This window comes from Nitrospirillum pindoramense (assembly GCF_007827955.1).
GTDB lineage: Bacteria > Pseudomonadota > Alphaproteobacteria > Azospirillales > Azospirillaceae > Nitrospirillum > Nitrospirillum amazonense_B.
Genome location: NZ_VITR01000025.1, coordinates 1 through 14,095 on the forward strand (window position 1 = coordinate 1; position 14,095 = coordinate 14,095).

Sequence of the window (14,095 nt, forward strand, 5' to 3'; positions counted from 1 at the left end):
ATAACTTCGAGCGTTCTGCGGCGACCCTCTCCCGGCCATCAGGCCAACCATCCTACCAGGAGGCGGCCCGATGAGTGGAACTCATACAAGCATTCCCCTCATTCTCGCCGGCAAGGAGATCCGCGACGGTCTGCGCAACCGCTGGGTCGTGGCCGCCACCCTGCTGATGGCCACCCTGGCGCTGAGCCTCACCTTCCTGGGCAGCGTGCCCACCGGCACGGTCGGGGCGGGCGCCCTGGACGTGGTGGTGGTCAGCCTGTCCAGCCTGACCATCTTCCTGGTCCCGCTGATCGCCCTGCTGCTGTCCTTCGACGCCATCGTGGGCGAGGTCGACCGCGGCACCATGAGCCTGCTGCTGTCCTACCCCGTCTCGCGCGGGCAGGTCGTGCTGGGCAAGTTCCTGGGGCACCTTTCCCTGCTGGGCTTCGCCACCCTGGTGGGCTATGGCGCGGCGGGCGCGGCGCTGGCCCTGACCGGCGCCGACACCGGGCCGGAGGGGTGGCGCGCCTTCGCCGGACTGATCGGGTCCAGCATCCTGTTGGGCGCCGTGTTCATCGCCCTGGGCTATCTGGTCAGCGCCGTGGTGCGCGACCGGGGGGCCGCCGGCGGCATCGCCATCGGCCTGTGGCTGGTGTTCGTGCTGGTGTTCGACATGGCCCTGCTGGGCATCCTGGTGGCGGACCAGGGCAAGACCGTCACCGTGGGCCTGCTGAACTGGCTCATGCTGGCCAACCCGGCCGACGCCTTCCGCCTGTTCAACCTGACCGGCACCGACCAGGTCAGCCAATTCGCCGGCATGGCCGGCATCGCGGGCCAGATCCATCTGGGCCCCGTCACCCTTCTCGCCGTTCTGGCCGGCTGGACCGTCCTGCCCCTAGCGGCGGCGGCCCTCATCTTTTCCCGGAGGCAAATCTGATGCGCGCCCCTTACCTGTTCGCCGTGCTGGCCGTCCTGGCCATGGGCGGCTGCAAACCCAAGGCGGAGGTCGCGGCCATCCCGGCACCGCACAACCTGACCGACGGAGACCTCGCCCATTTCTGCAACATGGCGGTGACGGAGCACGGCGGCCCCAAGGGTCAGGTCTTGCTGAAGGGCGATCCCCTGCCGGTGTGGTTCGCCTCCGTCCGCGACACGGTGGCTTATACCCTGTTGCCGGAGGAGCCCAAGGACATCGCCGCCATCTATGTGACGGACATGGACAAGCTGAACGACCAGCACCACCCGCCGGCGGGCAGCTGGATCGACGCCCGCACCGCCTTCTACGTGGTGGGCAGTGGGAAGCATGGGGCCATGGGCGGCGTCGAACTGTTCCCCTTCGGCACCGAGGCGGGCGCGCGGGCCTTCGCCCAAGCGCACGACGGCACCGTGGTGCGGTATGCCGATATCCGCAAGGACCAGGTGTTTGAAGAGGACGATCGGGGCCCGGCCGGGCAGGATACGGCTGGGCGCACGGCCGGCGGCGCGTCATGAACACCCCCACGCGCCGCCGCGCCCTGACCCTGCTGGCCGCCGCCGCCGGCCTGCCCTTGCTGGACCTGCCCCTGATGGGCTTGCGTCCGGCCGCCGCCGTCGAGATGCCCACGTTGCGCCATTGGTCGGGCGTGGCGCTGGGGGCGGACGCCCACCTGGTCATCAACCACCCGAACCCGGCCGAGGCCGACGCCCTGATCCAGGCCAGCTTGGCGGAGGTGGCGCGGCTGGAGGCCATCTTCAGCCTGTACCGCCCGGACAGCGCCCTGAGCCGTCTGAACCGCGACGGCGTGCTGGTCGACCCGCCGGCGGAGCTGGTGATCCTGCTGGCCGAGGCCCTGTCCATCGCCCGCCGGACGGACGGCGCCTTCGATCCCACGGTGCAACCGCTGTGGACCCTGTACGCCGGCCATTTCGGCAGGCCTGGCGCCAGTCCCGCCGGCCCGCCGGAGTCTGCGGTGCGCGAAGCCCTCGCCCAGGTCGGGTATCACAAGCTGACGGTGGCGCCTGACCGGGTGTCGTTCCATCACCCCGGTATGGCCCTCACCCTGAACGGCATCGCCCAGGGCTATGTCACCGATCAGGTGGTGGCCCTGCTGAAGGCGCGGGGCGTGGCCCATACGCTGGTGGACATGGGGGAGATACGCGCGGTGGGCACACATCCGACCGGCCGCCCCTGGACCGCCGGCATCAAGGCGCCGGGGGAGGATGACCGCACGCTGCTGACCCTACCGCTGCGGGACCAGGCGCTGTCCACCTCCGGCGCCTACGGCACGCCGTTTGAGCCGACCGGCCGCTTCAACCACCTGTTCACCCCGGCGACCGGGCGGTGCAGCGACCCGAGGTTCAGCGTCAGCGTCAGCGCGCCCACGGCCACCCTGGCCGACGCGCTGTCCACCGCGCTCAGCGTCACGCCGGTGGGGGCCCGCGTCCTGGCCCGGTTCCCGGAGTGCCGGGCCTGGCGCGCGGGCGCCGACGGGTCGGTCACCGCGCTCAACCGGTCGCAAAGCACCTGACCGCCGCCCCTCATGGGAGCCCCCTCATGGGAGCTATGGGCGAGAAAGCCCTCGCCGGGCTCTCGGCGGCGCGATATCAAGGCGCGATGGACGATACGACCGATTTCGACATCTATGTGGTGACCACCCCCGGCCTGGAATCCGCGCTGTGCGCGGAGATGCAGGCGGCCGGTTTCGCGGGTTTGCAAGCCGGCAAGGGCGGCGTCAGCACCCGGGGCGGGTGGCGGGAGGCTTGGCGCGCCAACCTGGAACTGCGCGGCGCCACACGGGTGCTGGTGCGCATCGGCGCCTTCCGCGCCCTGCACCTGGCGCAGTTGGACAAGCGCGCGCGCCGCTTCCCCTGGGCTGACTTCCTGCGGACGGACGTGCCGGTGCGGGTGGAGGCGAGCTGCACCAAGTCGCGCATCTACCACGCCGGCGCCGCGGCGGAGCGCATCACCCGCGCCATCACCGAGGAATTGGGCGCCGCCATCGCGGATGATGCCGACATCGTCATCAAGGCCCGCATCGATGACGACCTCTGCACCCTGAGCATCGACACCTCTGGCGAAGCGCTGCACAAGCGTGGCCATAAGGAGGCGGTCAACAAGGCCCCGATGCGGGAGACCATGGCCGCCCTGTTCCTGCGCCAGTGCGGCTATGACGGCCAGGAGCCGGTGGTGGACCCCATGTGCGGGTCCGGCACCTTCGTGATCGAGGCGGCGGAGATCGCCGCCGGGCTGAAACCGGGGCGTAGCCGCGCCTTCGCGTTCGAGAAGCTGGCCGGTTTCGATGCCGCCGCCTGGTCCGCGCTCAAGGCATCCCCCCCGGCGGTTGCCGGCACGCCCCCCACCGTCCGCTTCCACGGCAGCGACCGTGATGCCGGTGCCGTGAAAATGAGCCAGGAAAACGCGGCGCGGGCCGGGGTGGAGGATCGCGTCCAGTTCCGCCACCACGCCATCAGCGACCTGACGGCCCCGGACGGGCCGCCGGGATTGGTGATCGTCAATCCCCCCTATGGCGGGCGTATCGGCGACACCAAGCAGCTCTACGCCCTGTACGGCGCCCTGGGCAAGGTGCTGCGGGAACGGTTCGCCGGCTGGCGCGCCGCCATCATCACCAATGAGCCGGCACTGGCCAAGGTGACCGACCTGCCCTTCCTGCCGACCACCGCCCCGGTGCTGCACGGCGGGATCAAGGTGACGCTGTACCAGACGGCACCCCTGCCCCCGGCGGCGTGACACCAAGCGCCAGCGGAAGGGCAATTCCGCAGGACTCGACAAAACTCCACAATTGGAACCGTGGCCCGGGGATATACTGGGATCGAAGCAAAAACGCGACCGAACCGATCCCCGTTTCCCGGAGTACCCATCATGAGCATTTCTTCCATCGGCGGTTACGCCAGTTCCGTCTCCTCGCTGTACCGTCCCGCCGCCCCGGCCGCGACGACCGACAGCGCGTCCACCCAGACCACCCAGGCCGCCCCCCAGCAGCCGGCCACCCTGGACCGGGATGGTGACGGCGATGTCGACACCGGTTCGGTCGACAACGATCGCGGCAAGCTGCTGAACATCAAGGCCTGATCCGGTTCAGGCGACGGCCGGCGCCGCCCGCGCCCCCAAGCGCGGCGGCCCGCCATCGACTTCGGCCCCCCGTTAGCCGATAAGTGGGTATGGACCGAATACTGATCGTTGATGACGATATCGCGCTGGCCGAGATGCTGCGCGAATATCTTGAGCAGGACGGCTTCGCCGTCGACCTTGCCAATGACGGCGCCGCGTGTTTCGACCATGCGCCCGAGGGCCAGGATCTTATCGTGCTGGACGTCATGCTGCCCCGGCTGTCCGGTTTCGATGTCCTGAAACGCCTGCGCCAGCGCTCCGACGTGCCGGTCATCATGCTGACCGCGCGGGATGACGATGTGGATCGCATCGTCGGCTTTGAAATCGGCGCGGACGATTATGTGCCCAAGCCGGTCAACCCGCGTGAGCTGGTGGGCCGCATCCGCGCCGTCCTGCGCCGCGTGAATGGCGGCACGGCCAAGGCGGTCGCGGACCTGCAGGTGGGCGGCGTGCGTCTGAACCCCACCGCACGCACCGCCTGGCGCGGGGAGAACCGCCTGGACCTGACCTCCGCTGAATTCAGCCTGCTGGAGCATATGCTGCGCAACGCGGGGCGCATCATTCCCCGCGATGAGCTTTCCACGGCCGCCTTCGGCCGGCACCAGGCGGCCGGCGCCGACCGCAACGTCGACACGCTGGTCAGCAAGGTCCGGCGCAAGCTGGACGCCGTCACTGACGATGCCGACCAGCCCATCAAGACGATCCGCAACGTCGGCTATCTCTACGCCCTGCCGCTGTCGTGACCGGGCGTGGACCGATACGCCATGCCTGAACACCCTTCACCGCCCCGCTCCCGCTCCGCCGCCGCCCTGGTCGCGGCGGTTCTGGCCCTCGCCGGGACAACCAGCGCGGCCCGGGCGCAAGACATTGAATCGGTGGACAGCTACGTGCTGGGCCAGGGGTTCAACGTCGGCCCGGTCAATTTCGCCGGGTATTCCAGCGTGGTCCTGGCCGCCCCCGACCAGGGCCGCAAGACCTTCAGCCTGGAAGACCTCAGCCTTTACGCCAGCGCCCATGTCGGCGCCCTGTTCAATCCCTTCATGGAGGCGGAACTGACAGGGCTTAACCTGGTGCCGTGGGGCAAGGACGGCGGCGAGGGCGATGGCGGCAAGGGCTATCTGGTGCTGGAGCGGCTGTATAACGACATCCAGTTGCCGGACGGCTTCACCGTGCGCTTCGGCAAGATGTTGGCGCCGGTGGGGGATTGGAACCAGATCCACGCCGCCCCCTTGGTGATGTCCACCATCCGTCCCGCCGCCACCTATCGGGGCTCCAGCCAATACGCCACCGGCCTGTCGGTGCTGTACAGCGACCCGCAGGCGCGGTGGCCGGATGTGCAGGTCTACTGGCAGCCGATGGATGAGTTCTCAGCCCGGCCCGACAGCATCGTCGACGACCATTATCGCCTGGTCGAGGGGCTGCATGTCAGTTTCCCCCTGGCCTTGCTGGACAAGGTGGGGTTTTCAATCCAGCGCACCATCGACCGGCAGGGGGTGGAACAACATCTGTTCGGCACCGACTTCCGGTATACAATGGATCAATGGAGCCTGCAGGGGGAGTGGGTGGTTTCCACCCTGTCCCAGCCCCCCAGCCTGCACTCGACCCGGGATTTGGAGTGGAGCGGCTACGTGGCACCCTCCTACGCCCTCAACGACCGATGGTCCGTCTACGGCTGGTATGAGGTCTATGACGGGCGGGGTTCCATGCCCCTCCTGGGCGCCACGCAGGAGCTGGCCGCCAGCACGGCGATGCCCTTTGGAAATGACCGTGTCGCCCAGGACGTGCTGGCGGGATTCGCCTTCCGTCCGCAGCCCGCCATGGTCTTCCGCCTGGAATATCTACAGAACGTGGGGGGCCGGCCGATCAACCCGACCGGCCTGTTCGCCTCTTGGTCCGTGCTGTTCTGATGCGGCGGCGGCGTTCCCTGCTGGCGTTCCTGATGGGACTGTTGCTGTCGGACTTGGCGCGGGCGGAGGATATCCTGGTGGTGGCCAACCCCTCGGTCACCCTGGGCCGATCATTGAGCACCGCCGATGTCGCCGCCATCTACCTGCTGCGCATGACCCTGTGGCCCGACGGCAGCGCCATCATTCCGGTGAACCGCGAGATCGCCAGCGACGTCCGCGCCCGCTTCACCGCCGGCGTGCTGCACCAGGACAATGCCAGCCTGATCGTTTATTGGAACGAGATGCACTTCAAGGGCAAGCTGCCCCCGGTGGTGCAGGAATCCGAGCAAGCGCTGCTGGCCTTCATCCGCCGGGTCCCCGGCTCCGTCGGCTATATCAGCGGCGGGGGCGTGCCGGAGGGCGTGGTGGTGCTGGCCCGCCTGCCCGTCGTGGCCACCGGCGGGGGCGGTCCATGAGAGTACGCCCATGAAGGCCATCATCGGCAGTTCCATCGGCCGCAAGATCGTCAGCGCCCTGCTGGCCATCTATCTGCTGACCTATGGCCTGACGGCAGCGGTGGTTTATACCGGCGTGCGGCGGTCGCTGCTGGACACGGCGGCGGACAACCTGGCCCAGGTGGCGGACCTGAAATACCAGCGCCTGTGCAACCGCATGGACGAACTGGCGACCGACCTGACCGCCTGGGCGCAGCTGGAGGTGATGAACGACCTAGTGTCCGGGGATGTCGACCGCCGCATCGGCACGACGCTGGAGGCGTTGCAGCGTCTCTATGGGCTGAGCGGCGGCATCTATGCCTTCGACGCGGCCGGGGCACTGATCGCTGATGCCGATGGCGTGGACGGCACTCCCCCGCCGGGCACGCGGTTGCCGGCGGGCTGGGGCGTGACGGCGCGCGGCGCCACCCTCCTGGACAAGCATCGGAACCCGCTGGGCGCCGGCGACATCGTCGCCCTGGCCATTCCGGTCTTCGGCACCTTCGCCCCGGACTACCGGGTGGGCACGCTGGTCATCGCCCTGCCCTGGACCGCCATCGAAACCTTGCTGAACGGGGTGGAATCGCGCACGACCCTGGTGCGCCTGGCGCCCCATCCCGCCGTGCTCTCCACCGCCGCCGAGCCCGCCGACGACAGCGGGAACCACATCGTCGGCCGCTCCCTGCCCCGCGACGGACTGCTGCGCTCCTGGCAGGTGGTGGTGTCGCAGCCGGCCTCGGCGGTGACACGCTCGCTGCGCCAGGTGGCGCTGGAACTGGCCCTGCTGGGCCTGCTGCTAGCCGCCCCCATCGTCGCCTTCGTGCGCTGGACCGGCCGCCGGCTGACGGCGCCCATCATGGACCTGACCCAGGCGGTACGCGCCATTTCCGAGACCGACCGGCTGGACATCCAGGTTCCCGTGACCAGCCGGGATGAGCTGGGGTTCCTTGCCCGCTCCTTCAACCAGATGACCGCCGGCCTGCGCAACGCGCGGGAGGAGCGCGACCGCAGCATGCGCGACCTGGAACACCTGAACCTGACGCTAGAGGGCAAGGTGGCCGACCGGACGGCGGAGCTGGAGGCGGCCATCACCGCCCAACGCCGGCTGCTCAGCGACATCTCCCATGAGATCAAATCGCCCCTGGCGCGGTTGAGCATGGCCCTGGGCCTGGCCCGCCGCCAGGTTGAACCGCAGGCTCCCCGCCATTTCGACCGGATGGAGCAGGAGATCACGGCCATCGCCGCCCTGGCCTCGGAGCTTCTGACCCTGGCGCGGCTGGAGGGCCCGGCCGGCGCCCTGCAACGGGCACCGGTGGATCTGCCGGCCCTGCTGCGCACTATCATCGCCGATGCCGCCTACGAACGGCCCGACCGGCAGGGGGACATGACGCTGACCGTGGCGCCCGGCCTGCCCCAGGACGGGGTCATCCCCAGCAACGCCGAGCTGTTGCGCCGCGCCATCGAGAACGTCATCCGCAACGCCCTGTTCTACACCACGGCCGGCGTGCCCGTGGCCGTGACCCTGGACGCCACCCCGGCCGGGCTGCACCTGGCGATCGCGGACAAGGGGCCCGGGGTGCCGGCGGACGCCATCGGGCAATTGTTCGATCCTTTCTATCGCGCGGACCCGGCGCGGGCGCGCGACACCGGCGGCACGGGCATCGGCCTCACCATCTGCAAGCGGGTGGTGGAGGTGCACGGCGGCACGGTCACGGCGGCCCACAACGTCCCCCATGGCCTGGTGGTGGACATCACGCTGCCAGCCCTGCCGGAAACGCCGCAGGACTGGCACGCGGCAACGCCTCAGGACTGAAGGAAACTGGGGGGCAAGTCCACACAACTCCACGCGGCCCCGCCCTAGGATGGTTCCCGCGTCACCGCCCTGGCGGCGGTTGAGGCGCGGTTCCCCCAGCGAAGGCGCGTGTCCCCCATGAACGCGGCAATCAACGCGGCAACGAACGCGGCAACCCAGCCCGCCCCCCCTTACGATCCCTGCCTAACCCCACCGGCCGCGACCGGCTTTCCGGAGGTGGTGAGCCTGCCGACCGGCCATCCCTTGCGGCCTGCGGTTGAGGCGTTGGTCCGGGATATTTACGCCCGGACATACGGCGCCCGGATCACCCGTTTCCCCCGCCTGATGATGGCCGCCCTGGACAGCACTGGCGCGCCGGCCTGCGCCGCCGGCGTCCGCACCACCGCCGACGGCTTTTTCTCCGAGGCCTACCTGGATCAGCCGGTGGACCGCGTGCTGGGCCGCCACACCGGGCGCCATGTCCACCGGGCCCGCGTGTTCGAGATCACCACCCTGGTCAGCCGGCGCCCCAGCCTGTCGGCGGGGTTCTTTCACAGCATGGCCCTGCGCGGCGCGGCGGAGGGCTATGACTGGTGCTTCTTCACCGCCACGGCGCGCCTGCGGCTGCTGTTGCAGCGGCTGCATCCGCCCCTGCTGATCCTGGCCCAGGCCGATCCCGCACGCCAAGCTGACGCCGCCACCTGGGGCCGTTACTATGACAGCGCGCCCACCGTCTGCGCCGCCGACGATTGGCCCGTCCTGGGCCCGGAGTGGCGCGATGCTTGATCTGTTGCGCACCTTGCGGCGGCACGCCGCCGTCACGCCCCATCGGCCCGCGATTGCGGATGGGACCACCACACTGGATTATGCCGGCCTGGCCGCCCGCGTGGCCGGCGCGGCGCAGGCCCTGAGGACGCTGGACGGCCAGGGCGGCCCCTGTGTGATCGGCATCCTCGGCGGCAACGGCGTGGACTGGGTGGTGGCCCAGCTTGCCATCTGGCAGGCGGGGCACACCGCCGTCCCCCTGCCCCCCTTCTTCTCACCCGCGCAATGGCGGCACATCGCCACCGACGCCGGCATCACCCATATCGTCCATACACCGGACGCCGATGCCGCGTCGGCTGCGGCACTGGGCCTGCCCCTGCACCCCGTCCCCATGGCAACGGCGTCCGCCGCCGCCCTGGACCACGCCACAGCGGCGCGGCAGGTCATCTACACCTCCGGCAGCACGGGCACGCCCAAGGGCGTCCTGCTGGAAGCGCGGCAACTGGGGTGGAGCACGACGGCCCTGGCGCAGGCCATCGCCGCCCGCGCGGACGACCATTATATCAGCCTCCTGCCGCTGGCCCTGCTGCTGGAAACGCTGTGCGCCGTGACCATCCCGCTGTCCGCCGGGGCGCGGGTCACCCTGGTGCCCGATCTGGCCGCCCGCATCGGCGGTCCGCTGGCGCCGGGGTTGGCGGCCACCATCGCCGACCTGGCGCCCACCTGCCTGATGCTGGTGCCGCAATTGCTATCGGCCTGGGTGGCGGACCTGGAGCGGCGGGGCGGTGCCGTCCCCGCGCGACTGCGTTACGTGGCGGTCGGTGGTGCCGCAGTGCCGCCGGCGCTGGCGCAACGGGCCTGGACGCTGGGCATACCGGTGCATGAGGGCTATGGCCTGTCGGAATGCTGCTCCGTCGTCGCGCTGAACCGGCCGGGGGAACGGCGCCCGGGGACAGTGGGCCACCCCCTCCCGGGCCTGCGGGTGACCATCGACCAGGGGGAGATCGTGGTGGCGGGTCCCCCCGTCATGTCGGGATATGTGGGCCAAGCCCCTCTGCCGTCCGGGCCGGACCAACCGGCGGTATGGCGGACCGGCGATCTGGGCGGCTTCGACGATGACGGCCACCTGGTCATCCACGGACGCCGCGACGCGCTGATCGTAACCCCCTGGGGGCGCAACATCAGCCCGGAATGGGTGGAGGCTCATTTCCTGGGCGACCCCCGCCTGTCCCACTGTCTGCTGAGCGACGCCGGGCCAACGGGCGGGCCAGAGGGTGGACCAGAGGGCTTGGCGCTGTTGCTCGTTCCCGCGACGGCGGCGGAGGCTTGGTTCAAGGCCGCCAGTGAGACGGCGGTCGCCAGCCTGGTGTCGGCCGCCGCCGCCAGCCTGCCCGGCTACGCCCGGCCACGTCGGCACCATGTGGCCTTCGCCCGCGACATGGCGGCGCTGGGCCTGTTCACCGCCAACGGCCGGCTGCGCCGCCGCGAGACGGCGGCGGCCTATCGCCCCCATCTCCATCCGCCCGGCGCCATTCCAGCGCCCGCCATCGATGTCCCTTCCCCTTTGTTGACGGAGGCCCCGTGACCGACGCCCCCCAGATCGCGCACCCCCAGCAGACCGCCTACCAGCAGTTGCTGGCTGAAACCGCCCAGGCGCGCGGCGCCTTTCTGTCCATTCCCGTCCTGAGTATGGCAATGGATGGGGCGGTCCCCCTGCCCCTCTACCGCGACTTCCTGGGCCAGGCTTACCATCATGTCCGCCATACCTGCCGCCTGCTGGCGCTGGCGGCGGCCCGCACCGACGACGACGTCTATCGGGATGCCCTGTTCGCCTACATCCAGGAGGAGCAAGGGCACGAGCGGTGGATCCTGGACGACATCGCCGCCTTAGGGGGCGATGCCGGGCGGGTGGCCGCCTCGCCACCCGGTGCCGCCTGCCGTGCCCTGCTGGCCTTCGCCTATGATGCGATCGAACGCGTCAGCCCCTACGCGCTGCTGGGCATGGTGCATGTGCTGGAGGGCATGTCCACCCTGCTGGCGTCGCGGGCGGCCGATGCCCTGCGGCGGGCCTACCGATCCGACGCCAATGGGTCGGGGTTCCGCTACCTGACCTCCCACGGCGCCCTGGATGAGGAGCACGTCGTCTTTTTCCAGCGACTGGTGGACAGCCTGGACGCGCCGGCGGCGCTGCCGGTCATCACCGATGCGGCCAACATGGTCTATCGCCTGTACGGCGACATCTTCCGGGACCTGAGCCGGGGCTTGGATCATGGCCAGGGGAGCGTCGGCCATGCCGCGTAATCCCGTGCACTACGGCCAGACCGCCCTGATCACCGGGGCCGGTGGCGGCATCGGGCAGGCCCTGGCCGTCGAGGCGTCGCACCGGGGCCTGGGGGTCATCCTGGTGGGCCGGCGCCGCCCAAACCTGGAGGCCACCCAGGCGCTGTTGCGGCCGGGCAGCCCCTGCCTGGTCAAGACGGCTGACGTGACCGTGGCCCAGGACCGGCAAGCCCTGACGCAAGCGGTGCGGGATTGGGCGGGGCAACTGGATTTCCTGGTGAACAACGCCGGCACGGTATGGGCGGGCCCGCTGTCCACCATGGACGACCAGGTCCTGTCGGCCCTGGTGGCCACCAACCTGACGGCACCCATGGCGTTGATCCGGGACCTGCTACCGCTTCTGTCCACCGCCGGCGGCCGGGTGGTGAACATCGGTTCCCTGCTGGGAGACATCCCCTATCCCCTGTTCGCCGCCTATTGCGCCACCAAGCATGGCCTGCGCGGCTTGTCCGACGCCCTGCGCCGGGAATTGCGGGGACAGGGCGTGGGCGTCACCTATGCCGCCCCACGGGGGGCCAAGACGCCGGGGACAGAAGCGCTGAAGCCGGTGCTGGCCCTTCTGGATATGCCAGCGGACCCGCCGGTGGATATCGCGCGACGGATTTGGGACGCCGCCCAGGCCGGCGCCGACACCGCCTATCCACCAGGTGCGGAACGGCTTTTCGTCCTGCTTCAGCGTCTTTTCCCGAAACTGGTCGACGCCGCCGTACGCCACCAACTGCGGCGCATTCGGCTGGACGCGCCAGCGGCTGATGGCGGCCAAGCCTTTGGCCGTGCGGCTGTCGACCAGCACCCCCAATTTTGAGGTACCGCCCCATGACACGGTCCGTTTCCGCCCTGCCACGCCAGGTCGCCCTTCTCCTTGCCCTATCGCTGCCGGCCACCCCGGCCGCCTGGGCGGCCGACACCCTGCCCGTCGCCCAAAGTGGTGCCGCCGAGGCCACCGCGCCGGCCATGATGACGGCCTTGGCCACCGTCGAGCGCGACTGGTCCCACATCACGTTCGAGATGACGGACCGCGACGCCCGCACCCAGGCCATGACCGCGCTGGTGGCGCGGACGGCGCAGTTGGCCGCCAATTATCCCGGGCATGCCGAGCCGCTGATCTGGCAGGCCCTGGCCATCAGCAGCCAGGCCGGCCTGCAAGGCGGACTGGGCGCGCTGCCCCTGGCCCGGCAGGCGCGCACCCTGCTGGAAACGGCGGGGCGCCTGGACTATCGCGCCGTTGGCGGGGCCGTGCCCACCAGCCTGGGTTCCCTCTACTACAAGGTGCCGGGCTTCCCCTTGGGCTTCGGTGACGATGACAAGGCGCGGCGGTATCTGGAGGAAGGGCTGGCCATCAACCCCGACGGCCTGGACGCCAACTATTTCTACGGCGACTTCCTGGCCGAACAGGGGGAATACCGCAAAGCAGCGGAGGTGCTGACCCACGCCCTGGCGGCCCCGCCCACGCCGGATCGCCCTGTCTGGGATGCCGGGCGCCGGGTGGAGATCCGCACCTTGCTGACCCGTGTGCAGCAGAAGCTGGCGGCTGGTTGATGGACGCGCCCGCCCCGTCCGACGTGATCCACCGGCCCCATCCCTGGTGGCACAGCCTGGGCCGACAGTTGCGTCATCCCACCGGCCTGTGGGGTGACCTGCTGGGCCGGCTGATGAACCGCCTGAACGCGGCACCCAACCGCGCGGCCGTCGGCGCCCTGGCACCCCGGCGGGGCGACACCCTCCTGGAATTAGGCTTCGGACCCGGTCACGGGCTGGCCCTGGCGGTGGACGCGGTCGGCACCGCCGGCATGGTTCATGGTGTCGATCAATCGGCCGTCATGCTGCGGCAGGCGGGCCGCCTCAACCGCCGGGCATTGGCGGCGGGACGCCTTCACCTGCATCTGGGCCGCTTCGACGCCCTGCCGCTGGCCGCCGCGTCGGTCGATGGCATCCTGGCGGTGAACGTGGCCTATTTCTGGCGCGAGCCCGCGCGGGTTCTGGGCGAGGCGAGGCGCATGCTGCGCCCCGGCGGGCGGCTGGTGGTCTATGTCACCGACGCCGCCACCATGCGGCGCTGGCCCTTCGCGTTGACCGGCACCCATCGGCTGTTCACCGCCGTCGACCTGATGGACATGCTGGTGGAGGGGGGATTTCCCGCCGATGGCATCAGCGTCCGCCCCCTGTCGCTGGGCCATGGCATGACCGGCCTGATCGCCGTTGCCGCCACCCCCCGCCCTTCCGCCTCTTCGTGACGGAGCCCCAAGGTGACCCTGACCAAGCACGCCATCGCCGCCTTCCTCGGCGCCCTTTTCGTCCATGCAGCAGCGGCGGCCGGCGACCTGACCGTCACCGTAGAGGGTATCGAGCCCGGCCCGGGCGCCGTACGCGTGGTGCTTTATGACAAGGCTGACGGCTTCCGGCATGAGGACAAGGCGGCGGCCGTGCAAAGCGTCCCCGCCACCCAAGCCAGCGTGACCGCCGCGTTCCTGAACCTGCCGCCCGGCCAATACGCGGTGATCGCCTATCACGACGCCAACGGCAACGGGAAATTGGACCTGACGCTGGGCATGTTTCCCAGCGAGGGGTGGGGCCTGTCGCTGGACCCCACCGTCCTGGGTCCGCCCCGCTTTGGCGCCAGCGCTTTCGATGTCGGCGCCGATCCGGTCTTTCAAACCGTCCGGCTGCACTACTAATCCCACAGCCATGAAGCCCCTTCCTATTCTGGAAGGAGGCTTCATCGCACTTCATG

At 70.0% G+C, this 14,095-nt stretch carries 16 protein-coding genes; all 16 read left to right on the top strand.

What is annotated here, in order from left to right; all coding sequences use genetic code 11:
• The first annotated feature begins 70 nt into the window (after positions 1-70).
• Positions 71-916: an ABC transporter permease gene (locus FBZ90_RS26205; RefSeq protein ID WP_145736409.1), complete on the top strand. Its 846-nt coding sequence runs from the start codon at positions 71-73 to the stop codon at positions 914-916.
• Positions 916-1,470: a nitrous oxide reductase accessory protein NosL gene (locus FBZ90_RS26210; protein WP_145736411.1), complete on the top strand. Its 555-nt coding sequence runs from the start codon at positions 916-918 to the stop codon at positions 1,468-1,470. The genes FBZ90_RS26205 and FBZ90_RS26210 overlap by 1 nt, the downstream gene beginning before the upstream one ends.
• Positions 1,467-2,486 carry an FAD:protein FMN transferase gene (locus FBZ90_RS26215; RefSeq protein WP_145736413.1) on the top strand — a complete coding sequence of 340 codons (1,020 nt, stop codon included), beginning with the start codon at positions 1,467-1,469 and terminating at the stop codon, positions 2,484-2,486. Before FBZ90_RS26210 ends, FBZ90_RS26215 begins: the two co-directional genes overlap by 4 nt.
• 86 nt (positions 2,487-2,572) lie before the next feature.
• Positions 2,573-3,706 (top strand): THUMP domain-containing class I SAM-dependent RNA methyltransferase, encoded by a 1,134-nt coding sequence (locus tag FBZ90_RS26220; RefSeq protein WP_145736415.1) that lies wholly within the window; start codon positions 2,573-2,575, stop codon positions 3,704-3,706.
• A 132-nt stretch (positions 3,707-3,838) separates the two neighbouring features.
• On the top strand, positions 3,839-4,048 hold the full coding sequence (locus FBZ90_RS26225; protein ID WP_145736417.1) for a hypothetical protein: 210 nt from the start codon (positions 3,839-3,841) through the stop codon (positions 4,046-4,048).
• 89 nt (positions 4,049-4,137) lie between these two features.
• Positions 4,138-4,830, top strand: a complete 693-nt coding sequence (locus tag FBZ90_RS26230) for a response regulator transcription factor (RefSeq protein ID WP_145736419.1) — start codon at positions 4,138-4,140, stop codon at positions 4,828-4,830.
• A gap of 21 nt (positions 4,831-4,851) precedes the next feature.
• Positions 4,852-5,994, top strand: a complete 1,143-nt coding sequence (locus tag FBZ90_RS26235) for a hypothetical protein (RefSeq protein ID WP_145736421.1) — start codon at positions 4,852-4,854, stop codon at positions 5,992-5,994.
• Entirely contained in the window at positions 5,994-6,449 is a 456-nt protein-coding gene (locus tag FBZ90_RS26240) for a hypothetical protein (protein ID WP_145736424.1), read from the top strand. The genes FBZ90_RS26235 and FBZ90_RS26240 overlap by 1 nt, the downstream gene beginning before the upstream one ends.
• A gap of 10 nt (positions 6,450-6,459) precedes the next feature.
• Positions 6,460-8,280, top strand: coding sequence for a sensor histidine kinase (locus FBZ90_RS26245; protein WP_145736426.1), 1,821 nt, complete (start codon positions 6,460-6,462; stop codon positions 8,278-8,280).
• Between the two features lie 117 nt (positions 8,281-8,397).
• On the top strand, positions 8,398-9,045 hold the full coding sequence (locus tag FBZ90_RS26250; RefSeq protein WP_145736428.1) for a thermostable hemolysin: 648 nt from the start codon (positions 8,398-8,400) through the stop codon (positions 9,043-9,045).
• Positions 9,038-10,609, top strand: coding sequence for an AMP-binding protein (locus tag FBZ90_RS26255; RefSeq protein WP_186456056.1), 1,572 nt, complete (start codon positions 9,038-9,040; stop codon positions 10,607-10,609). Before FBZ90_RS26250 ends, FBZ90_RS26255 begins: the two co-directional genes overlap by 8 nt.
• Entirely contained in the window at positions 10,606-11,325 is a 720-nt protein-coding gene (locus tag FBZ90_RS26260) for an iron-containing redox enzyme family protein (protein ID WP_211102342.1), read from the top strand. Before FBZ90_RS26255 ends, FBZ90_RS26260 begins: the two co-directional genes overlap by 4 nt.
• Positions 11,315-12,169, top strand: coding sequence for an SDR family NAD(P)-dependent oxidoreductase (locus tag FBZ90_RS26265; protein ID WP_145736432.1), 855 nt, complete (start codon positions 11,315-11,317; stop codon positions 12,167-12,169). The genes FBZ90_RS26260 and FBZ90_RS26265 overlap by 11 nt, the downstream gene beginning before the upstream one ends.
• 11 nt (positions 12,170-12,180) lie before the next feature.
• A complete protein-coding gene (locus tag FBZ90_RS26270; protein WP_145736434.1) occupies positions 12,181-12,903 on the top strand; it encodes a tetratricopeptide repeat protein in 723 nt (240 codons plus the stop codon).
• Complete coding sequence (locus FBZ90_RS26275) at positions 12,903-13,598, top strand: class I SAM-dependent methyltransferase (protein ID WP_145736436.1); 696 nt, start codon at positions 12,903-12,905, stop codon at positions 13,596-13,598. The genes FBZ90_RS26270 and FBZ90_RS26275 overlap by 1 nt, the downstream gene beginning before the upstream one ends.
• Positions 13,599-13,610: 12 nt before the next feature.
• A complete protein-coding gene (locus FBZ90_RS26280) occupies positions 13,611-14,039 on the top strand; it encodes a DUF2141 domain-containing protein (RefSeq protein WP_211102344.1) in 429 nt (142 codons plus the stop codon).
• Positions 14,040-14,095: the final 56 nt, after the last annotated feature.

What these genes read in the sequence shown, in the direction of transcription:
- FBZ90_RS26240 (WP_145736424.1), top strand. Translation starts at nt 5,994, where the DNA reads ATGCGGCGGCGGCGTTCCCTGCTGGCGTTCCTGATGGGACTGTTGCTG.
- FBZ90_RS26250 (WP_145736428.1), top strand. Translation starts at nt 8,398, where the DNA reads ATGAACGCGGCAATCAACGCGGCAACGAACGCGGCAACCCAGCCCGCC.
- FBZ90_RS26270 (WP_145736434.1), top strand. Translation starts at nt 12,181, where the DNA reads ATGACACGGTCCGTTTCCGCCCTGCCACGCCAGGTCGCCCTTCTCCTT.
- FBZ90_RS26215 (WP_145736413.1), top strand. Translation starts at nt 1,467, where the DNA reads ATGAACACCCCCACGCGCCGCCGCGCCCTGACCCTGCTGGCCGCCGCC.
- FBZ90_RS26265 (WP_145736432.1), top strand. Translation starts at nt 11,315, where the DNA reads ATGCCGCGTAATCCCGTGCACTACGGCCAGACCGCCCTGATCACCGGG.
- FBZ90_RS26210 (WP_145736411.1), top strand. Translation starts at nt 916, where the DNA reads ATGCGCGCCCCTTACCTGTTCGCCGTGCTGGCCGTCCTGGCCATGGGC.
- FBZ90_RS26220 (WP_145736415.1), top strand. Translation starts at nt 2,573, where the DNA reads ATGGACGATACGACCGATTTCGACATCTATGTGGTGACCACCCCCGGC.
- FBZ90_RS26205 (WP_145736409.1), top strand. Translation starts at nt 71, where the DNA reads ATGAGTGGAACTCATACAAGCATTCCCCTCATTCTCGCCGGCAAGGAG.
- FBZ90_RS26255 (WP_186456056.1), top strand. Translation starts at nt 9,038, where the DNA reads ATGCTTGATCTGTTGCGCACCTTGCGGCGGCACGCCGCCGTCACGCCC.
- FBZ90_RS26225 (WP_145736417.1), top strand. Translation starts at nt 3,839, where the DNA reads ATGAGCATTTCTTCCATCGGCGGTTACGCCAGTTCCGTCTCCTCGCTG.
- FBZ90_RS26245 (WP_145736426.1), top strand. Translation starts at nt 6,460, where the DNA reads ATGAAGGCCATCATCGGCAGTTCCATCGGCCGCAAGATCGTCAGCGCC.
- FBZ90_RS26230 (WP_145736419.1), top strand. Translation starts at nt 4,138, where the DNA reads ATGGACCGAATACTGATCGTTGATGACGATATCGCGCTGGCCGAGATG.
- FBZ90_RS26275 (WP_145736436.1), top strand. Translation starts at nt 12,903, where the DNA reads ATGGACGCGCCCGCCCCGTCCGACGTGATCCACCGGCCCCATCCCTGG.
- FBZ90_RS26235 (WP_145736421.1), top strand. Translation starts at nt 4,852, where the DNA reads ATGCCTGAACACCCTTCACCGCCCCGCTCCCGCTCCGCCGCCGCCCTG.